Genomic DNA, 22,046 nt, shown 5'->3' on the forward strand with positions numbered 1-22,046 from the left:
CCCTAAATAATACTTTATGAATACCACACTAATCAATGAAGAAGTCGCCAACAAGGGACTTCTCGAAAACCAGGATTTGTACAAAGACATTTTCCACCAAAATTCCGGTGCTGAATATGCTCAAGCCGTAAAACTGGCACAAGAACGCGTTTCGAATTTCCTGCAAAACAATCGCAAACCTTTTAGCGGAATCAGACCGGACGAAATGAAAACAAAAGTGGACGCTATAGATTTTGAATCGCCCCTGCCCGATTATGAAAGTCTGCTGAACGAAGTCGACGATATTTATGTCAAACACGCCACGGCTTATCATCTTCCGGAATATATCGCGCACTTAAATTGCCCGGTTGTAATCCCAGCTCTGGCTGCCGAAGTTTTGATAAGTGCTATAAATTCATCTCAAGATACCTACGATCAAAGTGCGGGCGGCACTTTTATGGAACGCAAACTTATTGACTGGACAAGCGAGCAAATTGGTTACACAAAGGGCGATGGTGTTTTTACTGCGGGAGGTTCGCAAAGTAACCTTATGGGATTGCTTTTGGCAAGGGATTATTATGCTTTAGAATTTCAAAAATGGAATATCAAGCTTAACGGACTTCCGCCTGACGCGTCTAAATTCAGGGTTTTTGTTTCTGATAAAGCCCATTTCAGCAATCATAAAAACGCCTGGATTCTGGGTCTTGGAGAACAGGCAATTATACATGTTGGCGTGGATCAGAGATACCGAATGGATCCTGAAAAACTGGAAAAAGCAATTGCTCAGGAAATAGAAAAAGGAAATATTCCAATCGCGATTACGGCAACTGCGGGAACTACTGATTTTGGGAACGTGGATCCGTTAAAAGCAATTGCAGCTATCGCCGGACGCCATAATTTATGGCTTCACGTTGATGCCGCTTACGGTTGCGGATTGCTTTTATCCAATAAATACAGAAATCTTTTAAACGGAATAGAACTTGCGGATTCGGTAACGATCGATTATCATAAATCATTTTTCCAACCAATAAGCAGCAGCGCATTTATCGTAAAAAACAAACTTCACTTAAATATTATCAAGCATCATGCTGATTATTTGAATCCGAAAGAACAAAATTACGACGCACTTCCGGCACAAATCAACAAATCAATTATACAAAGTACACGCCGTTTTGATGCGCTGAAACTTTGGTTTACACTTCGTTATATGGGCAAAGAAAAACTGGGACAGTTTACAGATACAATCATAGAAACTACTCAAAAAACAGCCGAATATATAGACTCTGATGAAAACTTTGAACTTTTATGCCACTCAGATATGGGCGTTTTGGTATTCAGATATCTTGACGGTCCATCCGAATCCAACTCTTGCGAAGTGAATCAATACATCAAGGAAAAACTCTTTTTTAGCGGAGAAGTTCTCGTTGCAAGCACAAAAGTAAACGGAGAATTCTACTTGAAATTCACGATTTTCAATCCGATTACAACCCTAAACGACATTAAAAAAATACTTAACCTCATAAAACAAAACGGAGATGAATACCACAGACTTAACTAATTTTCGCCAACTGGCAGAACAGGTAAATTTTAAATCCCTGCTCAATTGTTATTGCAGGGAATTTAGTAATTGGAGCCGCTATGAAGGTATTCCCAAATACGATCCAAATCTTGCAGATTTCATGCAGACAATTGATCACAGTTCCTTTTTAAGGTTTGATTTTACAACAATTGGTCAGGAAGTTTTTGTGCCTTTGACTTACTTTTCAGAAAGCGGCGTTCATTCTTTCGGCTTTCCGGTTGTGTCAAGAAATAACGCTACAGACGAATTCAGGGAAATTAATCCTATGGAATTTACGCAACTTGTAAGCGAATTTGCGAAAACAGATTATCCTGATTTAGACGCAGTTCCTACGCAAAAACGTATGGAAAACAGCATTGATAATCTGGCTTTGTATCTGGAACATTATAAAAACAGCGATCAGACAGCCAATAATCCGGAGCAAAATTTTATACAGTCTGAACAATCTTTGATTTTAGGACACAGCGTTCATCCTTTACCAAAAAGCCGTGAAGGTTTTACTAAAGAAGAATTGCTTCAATATTCTCCTGAAACTTCCGGAAAATTCCCTTTGCATTTTTTCCTTGTTCATCCTGAAAATGTCATCGAAAAAAGTGCCGAAGAATATCTGATAACAGATTATCTGAGGAACGAAATTTCTAATTATGCAGATGAAAATGCGAAAGAATTACTGGTTTTTTATTCCAGTTACAAAGTAGTTCCAGTGCATCCGTGGGAAGCCAATTATTTACTGGAACAAGCGGAAGTTAAAGAAATGCAATCCAAACAGCTCCTTTTTAGTCTTGGTCAATTTGGACCTTCCTATACTGCAACGTCATCTGTGAGAACGGTTTATAATGCCGAAAGTGAATGGATGTACAAATTCTCTTTGCATGTAAAAATTACTAATTCATTCCGCGTCAATTATCTGCATGAATTAAATCGTGGTTATGATGCCGCTCAATTAATGAAAACCGACTGGGGAAAAGGAATCCAAAAAGAGTATCCTCAAATTCAGCTTATTACTGATCCCGCTTTTATTGCCGTAACTTATAATGATAAAATTATTGACGGTTTTAGTACAAGTGTGCGTCAAAACCCATTTCACGGTTCTAATGCTAAGAAAAATGTATCGATGGTTGCTTCGCTTTGTCAGGATGGAATTTTGGGTGAATCGCCAAGAATGCTTCATCTGATTAATGAAGCTGCAAAAAGACAAAATGCACCTGTAAATGAAACTGCGCTTTCATGGTTCAAACAATATCTGAATATTACGATAACGCCTCTTGTTGGAATTTTTAATAAATACGGATTTGGTTCCGAATTTCATCAGCAGAATATGCTTGTGGAATTTGATGACAATCTTTTTCCTTCAAAACTCTATTTTAGAGACAATCAGGGTTATTTTTTCCGTCAGGGAAAAGTCGAAGAACTGGAAAAATTGATTCCCGATTTCGGAAAAGAAAGCAGATCGTTTATTGCAGAAAACCGAATTATTGACTTTTGGGGATATTACCTTTTGGTAAATCACTTGTTTGGAGTTGTCAATAGTTTGGGCAAAAACAAACTGGCAGACGAAACCGTACTTCTTAATTTAATTTATGAAGCCTTAAAAAAAGAAGAAGATTTAGACACAACCGGTTTAGTGGCGCACTTTACAAATAGTGTCAAATTAGTCGTAAAAGGAAACTTATTGACAAGTTTAAACAATATGGACGAAGCAAGCGCGCCAAGAACAAATCCCGCGGTTTACAAGACTTTTCCGAATCCACTAAACAAACACTTTTTCTCTAAAAAACTGATTAATCCAAAAGAAAATACTACTGTTTTCAGTCGCTTTTTTGAGAAAGAAAATGTCACAATTACTTTGCGTCCGGTAGATATTGATAAGGATTTAGAAATGCTCCATGAGTGGTTTCATCGTGAACACGCCTTAAAAATATGGCAGATGAACTGGCCCATTCGTGAACTCGAAGCCTATTACAGAATGTTAATTCCGGGAGATCATTCGCATAGTTTTATAGGAGAAGCAAATGGCGTTCCTACTTTTAATATTGAAGTGTATTGGGCAAGCCGTGATATTGTTGGCGACTATTATGATGTTTTACCATCTGATTATGGAACGCATCAATTTATTGCGCCCATTGATCCAAAACTAAAATACGGTTCACCGTCAACACAATCTATGATGGATTTTGTTTTAGGTGAATCAAAAGTAGGCAAAATGGTGGGCGAAGGCGCTGTAGATTCTATTGCTTCGATGATGAATAAAGCGCACGTAGGTTTCAAAATCGAGAAGGTAATCGAAATGCCACACAAAAAAGCCAATCTTAATTTTTGTTACAGAGAATGGTATTGGGCAAAATTTCCTGCTGCCAAAGATTTTCAAAACAATACAGTTGCAGCACCTCAGGTTTAATTCATAAAAAAAGAAAAATGAGTACAGAAAAAATATATTCAGTAATCGGGATTGGGATTGGACCATTCAATCTGGGGCTAGCCGCACTTATTGAACCCGTGGAAGATGTATCAGCATTATTTTTTGACCAGTCAGAAAACTTTGACTGGCATCCGGGTTTAATGTTGGATAATGCCACGCTTCAGGTGCCATTTTTAGGAGATTTAGTCACAATGGCAGATCCTACAAATAAGTACAGTTTTCTAAATTATATCAAACAAAGCGGACGTTTATATACATTTTATATCCGCGAAAACTTCTTTATCTACAGGCGTGAATACAATGCATATTGCAAGTGGGTGGCTTCACAATTGCCTAATTGCAAGTTTTCACACAAAGTGGTTTCTATAGATCATGTTGACAATGTTTATAAAGTAATGGTTATCAATACTCAGACTTGTATAACATCAACTTATTATGCCAGTAAAATTGTTTTAGGAACAGGAACTTCACCGCATATTCCTGATTTTATAGATCCGGAATTACCTAATTTAATTCACGCTTCAAAATACCTGAATTTCAAATCTCGTATTCCTAAAAATGCAGCTGTAACTGTAATTGGTTCCGGACAAAGTGCTGCCGAAGTTTTCCGTGATCTATTACCTGCTACTCAAAACGGACTACAGCTAAAATGGTTTACGCGTTCGTCTCACTTTTTTCCGCTTGATAATAAATCAAAGCTAACGCTGGAATTGACTTCGCCGGAATATGTAGATCATTTTCATAGTTTATCCGAAGAAAAAAGAAAGCATCTTTTAGCCAGACAACACGGACTTTACAAAGGAATTGATCAGGAATTAATCAACGAAATCTTTGATAGTTTGTACGAAATGAGTTTAGAAGATACGCCGCTAAATGTAGAATTACGTTCGAATATGCGCCTGACTTCGGTCAATGAAGAAGCTGACGGAACTTATAATCTCGATTTCATTCATACAGAACTGGATCAGCCTTTTGAAGATCAAAGTGATTATGTGATTCTGGCAACAGGTTATAAATACAAAGAACCGGCAATTTTATCCGGAATTGAAAGCAAAATCAATCGTCTGGAAAATGGATTATTTAATGTGAATCGCAATTATACCATCGACAAAAACGGAACGGATATTTTTGTTCAAAATGCTGAATTACATACACATGGACTTTCGACTCCGGATTTAGGAATGGGTGCTTACAGAAATTCCTGCATCATTAACCAACTTGCCAATCGTGAAGTGTATAAGGTCGAAAAACGAATTGCATTTCAGCAATTTGGTGTACAAAAAGCAAATTCAGAATTGTCTGCAAATAATGTTCTGGAATTAATAAACGAGTAATCTGTGTATTAATGAAGATTTTATTTAACACATAGTTCCGATAGTTATCGGAACATAGATTTTAGTCGTAAAAAAGGACAAAAAAGAGAAATATATTTCTTTCATAAAGCAAGCTTTGTGTATTACAAATAAGTGAAACGCCTTTTTTGAGAATACAAAACCTATGTCTCTATGTGTTAAAATTATGCCTTAACGGATTAAACACACAATTAAATAATTAGAAAAAAACAACTAGAATGATAACCCCAGAAAACATATTCAAAGATGCACAACATCTCAACGCGGTCACTTGGGATCAGGTAAATCGAAATTTACTTGCCAAAAGTATTGCCGAATTGATGCGCGAAGATGTGGCGAAACCACAAATAATCAGCAAAGACGAAGATGGACTTACCCACTTTATCCTGGACACTGACAAGGAGAATATTTATTATAGTTTTTCGGCTTACCCGAGATTTCTCAACTATTGGCATATTGTAAAAGAAAGCATTTATAAAATTGAAAATGAAGTAAAATCAGATCGTATTGATGTTCCTAATTTCTTTATTGAACTTCAGGAAACATTTGGAATCAACTCTTTTACGCTAGCACATTATGTTGAGGAATTGCTTCATACTTTATATGCCGATGCTTTTATTCATTCAAAACGCCGCTTGTCTGCTTCAAAATTGGCCGATGCTGATTTTCAAACCATAGAACACAGTCTTGACGGTCATCCATGGGTCATTGTAAATAAGGGACGAATAGGTTTTGACTCAGAAGATTATGAAAATTTCACACCGGAATCCGGTCAAAAAACACGGTTGGTTTGGGTTGCCGCTCATAAAAACAGAGCTACTTTACGTTTACAAAGTGACATGAATGAGCAGACTTTTTATGAAAATGAAATTGGTACTGAAAAATTATCGGAACTAAAAAATAAGCTAAGTCAGTCTAAAGTAAATCCGGATGATTACATTTTTATTCCCGTGCATTTATGGCAATGGCAAAATAAACTTGTCATGCAGTTTGCCCATGATATTGCGTCAAAAAATTTGATTCCGTTAGAATTAACAGAAGATATTTATAGTCCGCAACAAAGTATTCGTACTTTTTTCAATCAGAGTAAACCCAATAAACATTATGTAAAAACATCGATGTCTATTTTAAATACAAGCCATATTAGAGGTTTGTGTCCAAAACAATTATCGATTGCACCACGTTTAACCGAGTATATAAAGGACATTCTGAAAAAAGATCAACATTTGCAAAATATGGGCGTTGTGCTTTTGGGCGAAATGGTTTCGGTTTCGTACACACATCCAAGTTATAGCAAAATTGAAAATTCTCCTTATCAATACAATGAATATTTAGGCGCAATGTGGCGCGAAAGTCCCATTAAATTTCTAAAACACGGCGAAAATCTAATGACAATGGCGGCATTACTTTATGTCGACGATCATGGCAAAAGCCTTGTTGAAGAATTGATCGAAAAATCAGGACTTTCTACAGAACAATGGTTAAAAGCGTATATGACCGCATATTTAAAACCGGTGCTTCAAATTTATTACCAGCATTCTTTATGCATTGATCCGCACGGGCAAAATGTGATTTTGATTCTAAAGGATTATATCCCAACCCGAATTGCTTTGCAGGATTTTGTGGGAGATATTTTAATTAACGAAGAAGGAAAGAAAAAACTTCCGCAGGAGTTTATTGATAATATGTTTAATACTTCGCCCAATCCTGAAAATGCTCCATTGACGATTCTTATCGCCGTTTTTGATGCTTTTTTCAGATATCTGAGCGACGTATTAATTACAACGGCAGATTATTCTGAAGCATCATTCTGGAATTGCGTTTACGAAATTGTTGTAGAATTTCAGCAGGAACATCCTGAATTACAGGATTTGTTTGACAAATACAACTTGTTTATTCCTGAATTTAAACGTCTCATCTTCAATAGCCGACGTTTATATAATGGTTATGAAGAAACAGTTGGATTTCCACACATGAAAAAAAGTGGTTTTATTCCAAATCCTTTGCATCAATTGATTCATGAAGAAGTATTAACCGTAAAAGAAAACTAATGAAAGAAGCCATTTTAAAAACACGCTCTTTATTTAGTCTTTTAAGGCGTTCGCTTGCCGGAACCGAAAGTAATTTCACATCCGGAAGCATCGATAAAACCATTATTTTATTGTCGGTTCCTATGGTTGCTGAACTTCTAATGGAATCTTTATTTGTTTGTTCTAACTTGTTTTTTGTCAGCAGATTAGGGACAAATGCCATTTCTATTGCCGGAGCAACGACAACTTTTATCACCTTTTGTTATTCGGTTTCTATAGGACTCGGAATTGCCGCATCAGCAATGATTTCAAGAAGAATTGGTGAGAAAAAATTTAAAGCAGCCGGACAAACCGCCATGCAGGTTATTTATATCACAACGCCAATTGCGGCGATTATAAGTGTTGTATGCGCAATTTGGACCACTGATATTATGAGCGCAATGGGACTTTCGACAGCAATGGTCCAGGAAGGGACCACGTACGGAATTGTGATGTTTGCCTCCAGCGGATTCCTGATTTTGCGCATCGTAATCAACGGAATATTTCGTGGTGCAGGTGATGCTTCAACCGCAATGAGAATCCTTTGGCTTTCAAATGCAATCAACATTATTTTGTGTCCCGTATTTATTTATGGCTGGGGTCCCATTCCCGCTTACGGTTTACTTGGCGTGGGATTAGCCACCTTAATAGCGAGAGTTATTGGCGTCCTTTATCAGGGGTATTATTTAGTGCGAGGTAAAAATGTAATGAAAATTGGAAAGGCACAATTACTACTCAATTGGGCAATTCTTAAAAGAGTCGTAAAACTGGCTTTTGGCGGAACGGTTCAATTTATTATTCCCGCTTCAAGTTGGGTATTTATGATCAAAATTATGTCTCATTTTGGCCCCAATGCATTGGCAGGATATATTTTGGCTCAAAGAGTAACCTCGATTGCAACAATGCCAGCCTGGGGACTTGGAAACGCAGCGGGAATATTGACCGGACAAAATCTTGGTGCAAAGCAACCAGAAAGAGCCGAAAAATCAGTTTGGAGAGCAGGAATGTTAAACATGGGATTTCTGGTAATTATAGGAATTTGTTGGATTTTTCTTGCCGTCCCCGTTGTCGAAATTTTTACTGATATTCCAGAAGTGATATCGTTCAGTACAAGATACATTCACTTTATATCAATGGCATATATTCTTTTGGGATATACAATGGTGATTTCAAGAGCGCTCAACGCAGCCGGCGAAGTCAAAGTGGTAACATGGCTTTATATCTTAATGTTTTATATCGTTCAGATTCCCCTCGCTTATGCTTTAGGAATTTCTTTAGAATTTGGATCAAATGGTGTTTTTACCGCGATTCTTCTTTCAGAAATTGTATTGGCAGTTGCCTGTATCATTGTCTTCCGTAAAGGAAAATGGAAACATACTAAGGTTTGATAGAAAGGATTAAAAATAATTTTTGTTTCACGCAGATTTTGCAAATTTAAACTGATAAAAAATCTGCTTAAATCAGTTTAAAATCTGCGTGAAAAAATTCGCATACAGAAACATCCATTTAAAAATATTTCACGCAGGTTATAGCAGATTTAATTCGATATAATAATCTGCAGATATCTGCTAAATCCTTTTAAAATCTGCGTGAAAAAATTAACACACAGAAACGTAGATTAGAAAATATTTAACGCAGATTTAGCCGATTTAGCAGATTTGATTCAATACAACAATCTGCTTAAATCTTTTTAAAATCTGTGTGGAAAATTAATCCAAATGATGTCACCCCGCTGGGGTTAAATGAAACAAATACTGGTTGTTTTTCTATACATATTTCGTTCCGCTGGAACTTTACATTTCATAAAAGCTCCAGCGGAGCATTATATTTATAGCCAAACCTAATGCCATTTTTGTCAAAGCTCCAGAGGAGCGATATATTGGTATATTCAAAATAGCATAACACATTCAGTTTTAAAACTGACTAAAAAATAATATTAATTTAAATAATAGAAAAATGAGTACAATAGAACAATTACACGGAGTATTTGCAAGAGCTTTTGAAATTCCTGTTGAGGCAGTAAACGACGAATTAGAATATCAGGCTATTGCAGAATGGGATTCCATGAGTCATTTAGTTTTGGTTGAAGAACTGGAAAGCACCTATAATATCTCCATAGAAATGGAAGATATTCTGGAAATGGGAAGCGTAACAAAAATAAAAGATATCCTAAAAAAATACGGATTCGAAATTAATTAAAATAACCCGTTAGATGTAATTATCATTAACACATAGAAATCATAGCTTTTTAAAATAGTCGCTTACACGGAAGAAATTATTTCCTTTTAAATCCCTTTCTTTTTAGAATAAAATCTATTTTTCTATGTGTTAAATATTTTCAGCAATTACAATTAACAGATTAAACCAAACCTTAACCTATGGAATTATACGATTTAATCAGAAAAAATGAAAAACTGACCTTTACAGATTCCTCAACAGGACTTTCTAAATCTATTGCAGAAATGCATCAGTCACTGGAAATTGAAAACCTGCGTTCTGTAGTTTTTATCTACAATGACAATCAGTTACCGGCAATCGAAACATTCCTGAATTTTTATCAAAGCAGGTTTACAATTGCTTTATTAGGAATGGGATTATTAGAGGATTTCAAGGAAAATTTAGAACAAAAATATACACCTTATTATATCTATGATCCGTCAAGAACTGAAATTGAAGGCTATGTTGCAGTAAATGCATCGGAAACGATAGTATTGTTTAAACGAAATGTCAATTTAATTTATCCGATACATGCCAAAACCAAGCTTTTATTAAGCACTTCCGGAACTACGGGTTCGCCAAAATTCGTCAGACTTTCTGATGAAAACCTGGTACAGAATGCGAAGTCAATTATGGAATATATGCCCATTCGATCAGATGATGTTGTACCGCTAAATGTGCCTGTTAATTTTGTGTACGGCTTATCTATTTTTACAACAAATTGCATCAAAGCAAGCCAAATTGTTTGTACGGATAAAGATGCTTTTCAGAAAGAGTTTTGGGCAGATTTTAAAAAATACGGATATTCAACTTTAGGCGGCGTTCCTTATTTTTATGAGATGTTATACAGTATTGGATTTTTCAAAAAAGATCATCCTTCATTACGATATCTTACGCACACAGGCGGAATGTTAAACCATAAATTAATCGAAGCCATTGCAGATTTCAGCGAGAAATTCGGCAAACAATTCTTTGCGCAATACGGTCAAACCGAAGCTTGCGGAAGAATGGCGTATTTGCCGCCAAAAGATCTGTTGAAAAAAGGAACATCAATTGGTTTACCTGTCAAAAACGGACATTTTGAAATCGACAATGAAACCGATGAACTCATTTATAGAGGTCCGAATGTATTTGGCGGTTATGCGAATATCAGAGCCGATCTTCAGTTTTATGATCAGGAAGAAAAACTCCATACTGGCGACAAAGCCCGAATAGATGATGAAGGTTACTATTATATTGTAGGCCGAATAAAACGTATTGTAAAACTATTTGGCGTCCGACTCAATCTCGATGAAACCGAACTGCTTTTGAAAGATGCTCTTGGCGGACAAACTTTTATTTGTTTAGGAATAAATGATAATCATTTAGCCGTGATGTACACAGATGAGAGTCTGAACAAAGAGTTAATTCTAAAAGTCCTGAAAGCAAAACTGAATCTTCATGCAAATTCTTTAAAAGTGATGCACATTGAAGATGTGCCACTTACACCAAACGGAAAAGTAAATTATCCTTTGCTTAAGGAATCTCTTGAATTGGAGAGTTACGCTTAGGTTTTTTTTAGTTTTTAGTTTTTAGTTTTCAGTTTTCAGTTTTCAGTCGCAGTTTTCAGTCGCAGTATTTAGTTTACAGTCTCAGCGTTTACTGAATACCTAGACTGAAAACTTTTACTTTATGATCAACTTTTTCTCATTTTTTGTCATTTCGACGAAGGAGAAATCACATAAAGAAATTCGCCAACAGTGTGTTCTTTCTACGTGTGATTTCTCCTTCGTCGAAATGACAATATAGCGATTATGTGAGGTGTAAAAAAAATGATTATAAATTTATAAAAAAAAGGTTCCTGACAAAAAATGCCAGAAACCTCCAATAAAAAAACAAAAAAACATCTTTATTATATGAATTCAACGTTTTCAATACAAAAATTTCATTTTAACCGAGACTGAGACTGAAAACTGAGACTGAGACTGTGACCGAGACTGAAAACTGAGACTGTAAACTAAACACTAGAATCTTAAAGTTAAATTAACTAAGAAATTTGCCGGAGCCTGAGGCGCTCCCCATGAACTCCAATAATGTTTATTAGACAAATTGTTTATCTTCAACCCTATTCTCCAGTTAGATTGTTCATAAAATAATGATTGATTATAAACAGTATACGACGGAATATAAAAAGTATTTGTAGTAGCCATGTACGTCTTGTCTACATAATTAGCCCCAACACCAATACCAAGACCTTTTAATACATTTTGAAATTTATATGAAGCCCAAAAGTTTACCACATCCTCTGGTGCATCTTGCGCTTTATTGCCTTCAATTGCTTTGTTAGCTTCACTTGTTTTTACAATACGATTATCATTATATGCATATCCTGCTGTAATATCTAAACCGGCAAAAGGATGGGCAAGAAATTCAAATTCTACACCTTTACTAACCTGTTTTCCATCCTGTTCGTACACTAAATCTGCTTGTCTGATTACAGCATTATCATTCGTTATTTTATAATAGCTAACGGTAGCGCTTAATTTTTTATTAAATAATTCAGCTTTTACACCGCCTTCAAATTGATTTGCATAAAGCGGATCCAATATCAGCTGTTCACCACCAGGTTGAGTAACCGGAGCTAAATTCTGAAATCCGTTCATGTAATTTCCAAAAATAGAAACCTGATCCTTAACAATCTGGTATACGATTCCTAATTTTGGTGATAATGAATTCTGACTATAACCCGGCACTGTTCCGCTTTCTTTTCGGTCAAAATTATCCAAACGTAAACTAGCCATAGCAAAAAATCTGTCGGCAACGCCTAAAACATACGATCCATAACCGCTAAAAGTATATTCATCTCTTCCCGCTCTGATAACAGGCGCCAGCAATACTTTGTCAATTTCGTTTTTTCTAACCGGATTAAAATTCGTTGCAACATCAATAGTTCTAAATGGAGCTGCAGGAGTTGGCGTTGATGAAAATGTATCTGTATAATACCTGTAATTGGCACCAAATAAAATTTTATGTTTTAAAATTCCGGTGGTAAACTCGCCGTTAATATTTTCCTGAATATTGGTATAATTACTTGAAATAGGACCAAAAAGTGTTGCACGCATTGTAGCCGTAGTTGGCGAAGTCCATGTTGGTAAAACCTGATAACTATAATCCACATCTTCATTTACGTAAGAGAATAAAGTAGTTGATTTCCAGTGTTCAGATAGTAGATATTCACCCTGAACGAATGCTTTTGATGAAGAAGATTTAGCATCAGCATCATCATGAACCAATGATTTTTTATACGCTAATTTTATATCCCCTGGATTTGTAAGTCCTGATGCAGCTGTTACAGCTGGATATATTACTCTCGTATTATTAACCTTATATAACTCAGCATCAATATTAAAAGTAAGTTTTTCACTAGCTTTAAAAGTAATACTTGGTGTAAACGAAATAGTTTTATTAAATCCATAATCTAAAAAACTTTTTTCGTTATTAACAGCTACATTTAGCCTGAAAAGTACCTTTTTATCTTTAGTCAAAGGAGTGTTCACATCAACAGTAAGCCTGTTAACCCCAAAACTTCCTCCGGTATAAGAAATCTCTGTTGCACTTGCTTCAAAAGGCTTTTTAGTAACCAGATTCACAACACCTCCAAAAGATGAAGCAGAAGATCCGAATAAAGTTCCGGACGGACCTTTTAATACTTCGATACGCTCCACATTGGCAATGCCCACACTTGATCTTCCGGAAAGCGTTTCCATACCGTTACGTGAATTAATCCCCACTGTAAAACCTCTGAAAATAACAGCAAATCCGCCTGAAGGAAAAGTAAGTGGTACAACTCCCGGCGCATTTCTTACCGCTCCGGCAACATCAATTACGATTTGTTCCTGAATAAGTTCCTTATGAATTACGTTATAAACCTGTGGATTTTCGATATTTTTAAGAGGCATTCTCGCAACATATTGCGTTTTCTTAGAAAGTAAACTTTTTTTATTATTAATGACAACCTCTTGTAATTCCTTGTTTGAAACCTTTAATTGAACATTTACAATTGCTGTTTTATTATCTTCAACCGTAACTTCTTTTTCTGAAGTTTCATAACCAGCCAGAGAAATTTGCAGGGTATAAACGTTTTCTCTTACCCGGTTAATTTCAAAATTACCATCTTCATCAGTGGTTGTTCCGTATTTTGAATTTTTAAGTATAATGTTTACATCCGATGCCGGTTTACCATCAGAAGTGGTGATTTGTCCCTTTATTTTTCCATGATTTTGTTGTCCGAAGGAAGATAAGACTGAAAATAAAAAGCTCAGAATAAATAAAAACTTTGACGTTCTTAAGTAAAGATATTTCATTGAATTTAAGTTTTTGGTTAGTACAAGTTCTTATTTAGAATTAATAAAAACAGTGCAAAAGTAGAAATTAATAGTTGTTTAACAAGTATTATTTATAATAATTCTGAATAATAATTATTATGAAGTGATTTAAAGAACAGTAAATCAATCAATTTTCTATAAATTAATGACCTGCAAATTGTAATCTTCAACCGTATTGAACAATCGTCGAATCAATTGTACCGCTAAATTCTTCTTGAATAATCTGCAAATTCTATCTTATAACATGGGTATCAGCTCGTAGATTAAAACTTTAAAAAGATTTATTTTATTTTTTAAGTTTTAGCAGATTTAGTCTAAATAAGCATAAATTTGTGGCAGAATTTTAGAAATAAATGCAACTCTATTATACTATTAACAAATCAAATAGTTATCTCTTTTAATAATAGATTAGAAAAAACACCTATATGAAGAAAGGATTTAAAAAAAATATTGGTTTCCTGCATCTATGGCTTGGACTTGGTTCGGGTTTAATTGTATTTATAGCTGCATTAACGGGAAGTATTTTAGTTTTTGAAAAAGAAATTGACAATGCCATAAATCCTGAATATTACAAGGTTACAACAATTGGAACAACAAAAAAAACAATTGATTATTGCACGGATATACTGCAGAAACAATACGCAATAAAAAAGATTACGCGTATTTATACCTTTAATGATCCTTCGCGAACTATGCAGATTTTAGGAAAGGATTCAGATAAAAAAGCGCAGTTTTTTTCAATTGATCCTTATACAGGAAAAGTTTTGGCGACAACTCCGCAAGAAAGCCGATTTTTTGTTGTTGTATTATCCATACACAGGCAATTGTTATTAGGAGAAACTGGCGAAATTATTATGGGAACGTCCTGTTTAATCTTCGCTTTTATGCTTATCTCAGGAATCATTTTATGGTGGCCAAAGAAAATAAAAAACCTGAAACAACGATTAACAGTAAAATGGAATGCTTCGTTTAAAAGAGTCAATTGGGATTTTCATTCGACTTTTGGTTTCTACAGCTTTTTAATTTTATTGGTTATTTCTCTAACCGGATTGTCATTTGCCTTTACCTGGTTTCAGGATGGTGTTTATTTTCTTGCTGACGGAACGACAAAAAAACCTTCTGCAAAAGTTGAAAACCCAACAAAAACAGATCCTAAACTCAATAATACTGCCTTTTATCAAAGTATTTACAATAAAGCCGACAGTATTTTTCCGTACACGGGAAACATTCAAATTAGAATGCCAATTGATACGATCAATAGTATTTTAGTATTAAAAGAAAACACCGAAAAATCGATTCCAAATCAATCCAGCGCAGCTTATTTTGACAAATATACCACCGAAGAAATTGAAGCAAGACCTTACGAATCATTTTCAACCGGAGATAAAATAAAACGGTTGAATTACCCTATTCATACCGGAAGTATTTATGGTTTAACGACTAAAATAATCGCTTTTTTGGTGGCTCTTTTTGCGGCAACATTACCCATTACCGGATTATTGATCTGGCTTGGAAAAAAGAAAAAAGGAATAAAAAAATAAGGCTTTCAAATATACTAAGTCATTAAGAAACAATAAAAAGGGATTTAAAATACTTTTATATTTTAAATCCCTTTTTTTATATTCATGTTTTTCAATTTTATTATTTCACCGGATTTTTTGCAAGACTAAGAACTCTGTATCTATTGAAAATCATAAAAACAATAACAACAATAAATATCAAAGATATATTAGCAAATCCTAGTAATAACTGGCTTTTGACTGCATATAAATTGACAAATCCGTAACTGAATATAGAACTTACCATATAAGTTCCACCACCGGTAAGACCGCTTGCTATTCCTGCATTTTTAGAAAAACGACTTAAACAATAGCCAAAAATATTATTAAAAATAAAGCCACCGCAAATATTAATTCCCATTGTAAAACCAATAAGAGTGTAAATGTTACTTTGTAAAGCTGCTGTAGAAATCATTAATAGAGCCAAAATAACCTGAACAGAAACCGCAATAGTCACTTTTTTTGCAATATGTTTATGGATAAGGGATTTTGCAATGATACCTCCCATCATGACTGCTAAACCAGATAATAAAGAACTATATCCCGTAGTAATTGCCGAATATCCAAATACGCGTTCTACAATAAAAGGACTTGCGAGACTGTAGACTACAACAAGGCCAAAACAAATACCAAGAATTAATACCCCTAATGTAAAATCGCCCGTTTTTAGCATTCCTGAATAGGTCTTCGCAATAGATTTTAATTTAAAGGGATGAAAATATTTTAAAGATTCTCCACTATATAAAAGTTCTAAAATCAGCAAAACAAAAGACAATCCGCCAAGGAAGTAAAAGTTAGAACGCCAGCCAAAAGCACTTTGCAAATAACCACCTAAAAATGGTGCCATAATAGGTGCACAAGCCCAAATGATAGAAAATGAGCTGATGTAACTTTTTAATTTGGCGCCGGAAAACAAGTCAACAAAATAAGCGCGTTTCGCTATTACGATAAAAGCAATGGCAATTCCCTGAATAATTCGCATGGCATAAATCATGTTAATATCAGAAACAAACGCAATAACAAAACTGGTGACAGAAAATACGGCAAGTGATGCAATACTAATTTTAAAACGCCCAAAACTATCTAATATACTGCCTATAAAAATTTGGCTTACCCCTAAACTAAACATAAAGAATACAAGCGAAAGCTGAATGGCTCCTGCTGAAACATGAAGATCCTTTGCCATTGCCGGAAGAGAAGGCAAATAAATATCTGTGGCAAATCCGGATAACGGAATAAGGGAAAAGGCTAATAAGGTACTGAAGCCCTTATGGTTTTCTGGTAAATTTCTCATTTTTAAATTAATTTGTATTAAAAAAAGACCGATCGGTCTAAAATATTTCAAAAAAAAACTATAAAAAATAGCTTTCAAATTCTGTTTTGATACTGTCCAAAACAATTTTCATTTGATCATCATTTCCTAAAATTTTTCTACATAAAATTGCACCTTCAATCATGGCAAAAACTTTTATGCTAAAATGTTCCGGATTTAATGACGCAGATAATTCTTTACTTATAATTCCTTCTTCTGCTATAGTAAAAAATCTGCCCTGAGCTGAAAGAATGGCTTTTTTAACCTGTTCTTTCATAACAGGATTTGTATCATCAGCTTCTGCTCCAAAGTTCAAAATCGGACAACCATCTGCGGTATTAGTATCATTGGCGTAAACATTTAATAAATTAAACAGCTTGGCTTTAGCCGAATTTCCGTCAGCAACTGCTTTGTTTAATTTATCAGATAATTGAGATCTTAAGTAAAGAAATGACTCTTTGCAAATCTCATCCTTGTTCTCGAAGTTTCCGTAAATACCGCCTTTTGCCAGTTTTGTAGCTTCCATAATATCGCTCAGTGAAGTTCCCGCCATCCCTTTTTTGTTGATTATAGGAGCCGATGCTTCAATAATAAATTGTCTGGTTCTTTCTGCTTTACTCATCGCTTTCTTATTTGATGGAGCGAATTTAGACCGTTCGGTCTTTATTTGCAAATATTTTAACTTTTATTTAAAAATTAGAGTTTTATGATTTTTAAATATGTGAAAAATGACCCACAGATTTTACGGATCGAACGTGTTAGCGCAGGTTTCTTGCAAGTCTTAAAATGGTTTTTGAATGTGTGTATTTTTTTTTATCGCGCAATGGCACGGAGGCGCGAAGGTTTTGTTGCTTGCTGAGTAGCGGAGACGCAAGTTTAGCCCGATTTTCTATCTTCATTTTTTTTCCTGCACGGAGTCGAAGGACGCACAAATCACTTGACAAAGTTTTTTATATATTATTTATTTCTTATGAAAATGAGTGCCTAGCCCTGATAGAAGCGGTATCCTTTTTCTTGCTCCTTTAGCAAGGAAAAGATACAAGCAGATAGCAGGAAATTGCTCCTGATAAAAATTAAATTCCAACTTAGAAATTTTTCAATGAGTTATTTAAAAGATAATTTTCGTTTTATGTCAATAAAAAATCAGGAAAGAATGCTATTAAATATCGTTCCTGATCTTTATTGTTATGCCTTTTATGCTTTATCTTCTTCCTCTAAATCCGCCTCCGCCTCTAAAATTTCCACCTCCCAAACGGTTTCCTTCTCTTTGGATATTTTGAAAATCGCGGGTTTGTGATTCTCCTCGATCCCTTGAGAATGCGGAACGGTCGAGATCGTTCGTAATGTCAGAGCGACCTGCTTCTCCCAATGGTTTGTCTCGTTGTCCAAGAGTTTTATTGGCTTTTGGGAAATTATCACGCTCAATTCCATCACCTAAACGGGTTGCACCTCCAAGATTCTGATCCGGTTTAGGCAAATTGTCCCGTTTGATTCCTTCGCCGGCACGAGTTGCTCCGCCAAGTGTCTGGTTGGGTTTATTGCGCTCAATGGCTGAACCTGATTTTTTTGTCGAACCGAGTTTACCGGCTTGTGTCCATCCTCCGTTGCCATTGTTATAGTGGCTCCAATTTCCGGCAGCATCTTTTTTATACACATGTCCGTCGTGTCCGGCATATAAATTATTGTTGGTATGAATGGTTGTCCCTCCTCCTCTGCGATGCGTAATTACCCCTTCTTTACCTCCGGAAGTTTGGTAACCCACTGCTGTACCGCGTCTTGTAGTAACATGCCCGGATTGTACCCACTGACGGCCATTTGTAGCTGCGGAGTGTCCCCATTGTGCATATGCATTATGTCCCTGATTAGTTCTGGCGTAATTTCCTGTCCATGGATTATACGAACTTGCTGCTGTACGACCTCCGTACCATCCTTGTACGCTTGCAGAACGGCCGTATCTTCCTGTTGCGGGATTATACCATGCTGATGTTCCGGCAGCACCGTAAGGTCCGTAAACACTTCTTCCGGCTGCCCAGCCACCTGTCCATGGATTATAAACTGCTCCGCCTCCGTAGGTATACGGCCAAGGTCGATAAATGGGATATAAACCTCCATAATATACATATGGCGGATAATAAAATCCTGTACCGTAAGTTAATATAGCGCCCACAGTAGCACCAATAATAAAGGCACCAAAATAACCGGCTGTTGTACTGCTTGATACGGTTGTATCTGTTGTTGTTTGCGTGACGTAGGTTACATTGTATACGGGAGAACTCGCCGGAATTGTATAGATTTCTTTAGGAACAGAATCAGCTGTTTTCCATGGTCCGTTAGGGCTTGTTGACATAAACCAAACTGCCTGAAAACACAAATAATACAAATCGCCTACTTTTATGACCTTATCCTGAGTGTTGCTTGCATATTGCATTTTGGTTCCTTCGATAGGTTTAAACTGTGGTGTTCCGTCGTAGGTAACTTTGGCTTTTGCCTCGGCATCAGCTTTATTTATAATGGCTGTTGTAGGAACCTGAGCCAGCATGACAGCATCTCTGGCTTCCTGAGTTCCCGGTACGGAGGCTAATACATTTGCTCTTGGCGAATCTTTTGGAATTTTGGCAAAATCAGCCGGAAGGTTGTTTCCTGAATATGTCCACGGTCCGGTCAATGCTGAAGATTTAAACCATCGCCCAGATAACAATACATAATATTGACCATCGCCTTCGCTTGCAAAAATGTCATTTTCAGTATTGTCAATATATAAAAGTTTAGTTCCTTTTATTTTAATGAATTTCGGGTTTCCGTTTATCGCAATTAACTCAGCGGGTTTGTTGCTGTAGAAAACTTGCGGAGCTGTGCCTCCTGATGGTGGCGGAATCACTTTTTTGACATCATCAAAATTTTCACCTGATGGAAGATTACTCAAACTGGATGGCAGTTTAGTGGTTTTTACCCATTTTCCGTCGAGTGTTTTTGACGTAACCCAGATATTATCTGCCAGCAAATAGTAATCTTTTGTGGTTTTATCAAAAAACAAATCCCAGTTGGTATTGACTACATATTGAATATCTGTTTTTTCTACGGGTACTAAAACGGGTTCTCCCTGCACAATGAGCAAAACTGCCGGATTTGTACTGTAAAAAATAGCAGGCGGATCATTTTTACCGGCAATTCCTTTAGCGGGATTTTTGGTTTGGTTTAAATCTGCGAGAATACGATCTACCGAAATAGGATCACCTCCTTTAGGCAATGCTTCCTTAAAAAGCTTTTCCATTTCGGGAACTTTTTTTTCATCGAGGGCAGGAAATCGCACATCGGTTACCTGAATGTTTTTTAAAAATACATTTCGATTATCTTTGTCTACTAATGTCTCCGCTTTTAAAGAGGCTACTCCCAGAACTTGTGTACCGTCTTTTGGCGTCAGCGAAAAGGCTAGTCTTGCCGTAATTTCTTTATAATTTTTCCAATCATCAACCTGAGGCTGATAATAAACTAATTTGGTGCCATTATTTGCCGTTTCGCGTGGCCAGCCATCATCGGTAAGTGAATCTGAGGAAGCAGATTGAGCTGTCTCTGGAGGAGATTGATCCTGCTTTTTATCTTTCTTGCAGGAGAAAAAAATTGAATTAACGCAAAGTACAATTATTAGAAAAGCCTTTTTCATAAATTAAAAAATTAGATTATATTTTTTGAAAAAATCATTTTTACCGATATCCCGAAAAAATTGTTGTCTAAAATTAAGTTTACGAGAATTATAAATCTAATAATCAGTCGTTCCGTTTGTTTCAAATTCTAATATGAAACCAAAAAAGTAAATAAATCTGGATTGGGGAGATAAATTCCAATTTTTTAAAATTCCAAATTCCAACTAAAAGACCTTCGGCTTTGTTCAGGGAAATTTTAAATTTCAAAAAGTAAAATTCCAAATTCTAAGAAAAATCCTTTGACTTCGATCAGGTTAATAACAAGAAAACTTAGAGACTCAGAATCTTAGTGCCTTAGCAACTTAAAAAAACCTTTGAACCTTTGTCTCTCTGAACCTTTGAACCTATTCCAGGCTTTTCAATTGTAAAGCTCTTTGCAAAAAACTCTGATGTTTTATTTTGTTTTCGGCTTCGTTGATTGCCTGAAGTAAATTGTTTTGATTGTCGGCAATTTCTTTTAGAACGCTGGACATTATATCCCAAACGGGTTTCATTTTCAGGATTAATTCCTGCCCTTGTGGAGTGAGTGATAAAAGTCTTTTACGTTCATCTAATTTGTCTTTTTTTGAACGAATTAGTTTTTGTTTTTCTAGTTCTTTTAATAAACTAATGGTTGAAGGATGTGTGTAACCAATTTCGTTTGCAATTTCAACAACGCTGAGAACTTCTTTATGATGCAAGGTGTAAATTACAGGAAACCATTTGGGTTCAAAATCAATTCCGTATGATTTATACAATAAAGCGCCGTCTTTTCGTAATTGCTCACTAAGACGCTGCAATCGTGTTGAAATGGCTAAAATCCCCGATTCATCAATTATATTCATCGTTACTTTTTTAGTTTTAAATGACAAAATACATTGTCGGCACTCATAACAGGAAAGGTGTCTGGAAGCGACTCTTTTTCAATTCGTACGAAATCATTTCTTTCATAAAAACGCAAAGCAGCTTCTAATACTGTTATGGTTCCCAAATATAAATCATCAATTCCGTTTATTTGACAATAATCTATTAAAGTATCTAATAATTGCTGAGCAATAGAAAACTCTTTTCCGCGGAATTCTTTTTTTACAAACATTTTCCTGATTGCAGCCTGATTATCTGAAAATTTGACCAAAGCAATTGTTCCAACCAATTCATCATTTACAAAAGCTCCCCAAAAATGACCTCCTCCATTATAATAAAAGTTTTGTATGTTGAGTAAATCCGGTTGGTCTTCGATTGTTATAGCAACATTAAATTCTTTTTGCTGGATGTTTAGAATTAAGTCTACTATCTCATTTGAGAATTTATTCTCTATAGGAATAATTTGTGGTTTCATATCATAAAATTTATTACACAAAACTACGTAGTTAAATACATAAATAAAAATATTTGACTATAAATTGCTGTTTTTTGTTTTACACATATTTAAAAAAAGATGTAAGCTGATGTGGCAGATTATTTTAATTATTCTGATTCGAATAGCTTTCGCTGATTAATATTCATTTTAATTTAG

14 protein-coding genes are annotated in these 22,046 nt (G+C 35.5%); 8 read left to right on the forward strand and 6 right to left on the reverse strand.

From position 1 onward, the window contains the following. The first annotated feature begins 16 nt into the window (after nt 1-16). The 7 genes from ACHRVX_RS18605 (at nt 17) to ACHRVX_RS18635 (ending at nt 11,165) form a co-directional block, all read left to right on the forward strand. Entirely contained in the window at nt 17-1,537 is a 1,521-nt protein-coding gene (locus ACHRVX_RS18605) for a pyridoxal phosphate-dependent decarboxylase family protein (RefSeq protein ID WP_395334901.1), read from the forward strand. Then, entirely contained in the window at nt 1,515-3,956 is a 2,442-nt protein-coding gene (locus ACHRVX_RS18610; RefSeq protein ID WP_395334903.1) for a GNAT family N-acetyltransferase, read from the forward strand. The genes ACHRVX_RS18605 and ACHRVX_RS18610 overlap by 23 nt, the downstream gene beginning before the upstream one ends. A gap of 17 nt (nt 3,957-3,973) precedes the next feature. Then, nucleotides 3,974-5,311 (forward strand): lysine N(6)-hydroxylase/L-ornithine N(5)-oxygenase family protein, encoded by a 1,338-nt coding sequence (locus ACHRVX_RS18615; protein ID WP_395334905.1) that lies wholly within the window; start codon nt 3,974-3,976, stop codon nt 5,309-5,311. 236 nt (nt 5,312-5,547) lie between these two features. Continuing rightward, nucleotides 5,548-7,380, forward strand: coding sequence for an IucA/IucC family protein (locus ACHRVX_RS18620; protein ID WP_395334907.1), 1,833 nt, complete (start codon nt 5,548-5,550; stop codon nt 7,378-7,380). Beyond that, nucleotides 7,380-8,786, forward strand: a complete 1,407-nt coding sequence (locus ACHRVX_RS18625; protein WP_395334909.1) for an MATE family efflux transporter — start codon at nt 7,380-7,382, stop codon at nt 8,784-8,786. Before ACHRVX_RS18620 ends, ACHRVX_RS18625 begins: the two co-directional genes overlap by 1 nt. A gap of 568 nt (nt 8,787-9,354) precedes the next feature. Further along, nucleotides 9,355-9,597, forward strand: coding sequence for an acyl carrier protein (locus ACHRVX_RS18630; RefSeq protein WP_089351709.1), 243 nt, complete (start codon nt 9,355-9,357; stop codon nt 9,595-9,597). A gap of 179 nt (nt 9,598-9,776) precedes the next feature. Continuing rightward, nucleotides 9,777-11,165 (forward strand): AMP-binding protein, encoded by a 1,389-nt coding sequence (locus ACHRVX_RS18635; RefSeq protein WP_395334912.1) that lies wholly within the window; start codon nt 9,777-9,779, stop codon nt 11,163-11,165. 453 nt (nt 11,166-11,618) lie between these two features. Here the strand turns inward: ACHRVX_RS18635 and ACHRVX_RS18640 are convergent, their stop codons facing one another. Beyond that, nucleotides 11,619-13,958 (reverse strand): TonB-dependent siderophore receptor, encoded by a 2,340-nt coding sequence (locus ACHRVX_RS18640; protein ID WP_395334914.1) that lies wholly within the window; start codon nt 13,956-13,958, stop codon nt 11,619-11,621. A 446-nt stretch (nt 13,959-14,404) separates the two neighbouring features. On the opposite strand from ACHRVX_RS18640, the gene ACHRVX_RS18645 reads away from it, so the two are divergent. Then, on the forward strand, nt 14,405-15,520 hold the full coding sequence (locus tag ACHRVX_RS18645; protein WP_395334916.1) for a PepSY-associated TM helix domain-containing protein: 1,116 nt from the start codon (nt 14,405-14,407) through the stop codon (nt 15,518-15,520). A gap of 100 nt (nt 15,521-15,620) precedes the next feature. Here ACHRVX_RS18645 and ACHRVX_RS18650 read toward each other — a convergent pair whose 3' ends face one another. From ACHRVX_RS18650 to ACHRVX_RS18670, 5 genes are all read right to left on the reverse strand, one after another. After that, nucleotides 15,621-16,832, reverse strand: a complete 1,212-nt coding sequence (locus ACHRVX_RS18650; protein ID WP_395334918.1) for an MFS transporter — start codon at nt 16,830-16,832, stop codon at nt 15,621-15,623. A gap of 58 nt (nt 16,833-16,890) precedes the next feature. Beyond that, on the reverse strand, nt 16,891-17,472 hold the full coding sequence (locus ACHRVX_RS18655) for a TetR/AcrR family transcriptional regulator (RefSeq protein WP_395334920.1): 582 nt from the start codon (nt 17,470-17,472) through the stop codon (nt 16,891-16,893). Nucleotides 17,473-18,051: 579 nt separating this feature from the next. After that, nucleotides 18,052-20,511, reverse strand: a complete 2,460-nt coding sequence (locus ACHRVX_RS18660; RefSeq protein WP_395334922.1) for a hypothetical protein — start codon at nt 20,509-20,511, stop codon at nt 18,052-18,054. A 384-nt stretch (nt 20,512-20,895) separates the two neighbouring features. Then, entirely contained in the window at nt 20,896-21,375 is a 480-nt protein-coding gene (locus ACHRVX_RS18665; RefSeq protein WP_395334924.1) for a MarR family winged helix-turn-helix transcriptional regulator, read from the reverse strand. A 2-nt stretch (nt 21,376-21,377) separates the two neighbouring features. Beyond that, a complete protein-coding gene (locus tag ACHRVX_RS18670; RefSeq protein WP_395334926.1) occupies nt 21,378-21,869 on the reverse strand; it encodes a GNAT family N-acetyltransferase in 492 nt (163 codons plus the stop codon). Nucleotides 21,870-22,046: the final 177 nt, after the last annotated feature.

Origin of the sequence: Flavobacterium sp. FlaQc-47, from assembly GCF_044006475.1 — a bacterium.
Classification (GTDB): domain Bacteria; phylum Bacteroidota; class Bacteroidia; order Flavobacteriales; family Flavobacteriaceae; genus Flavobacterium.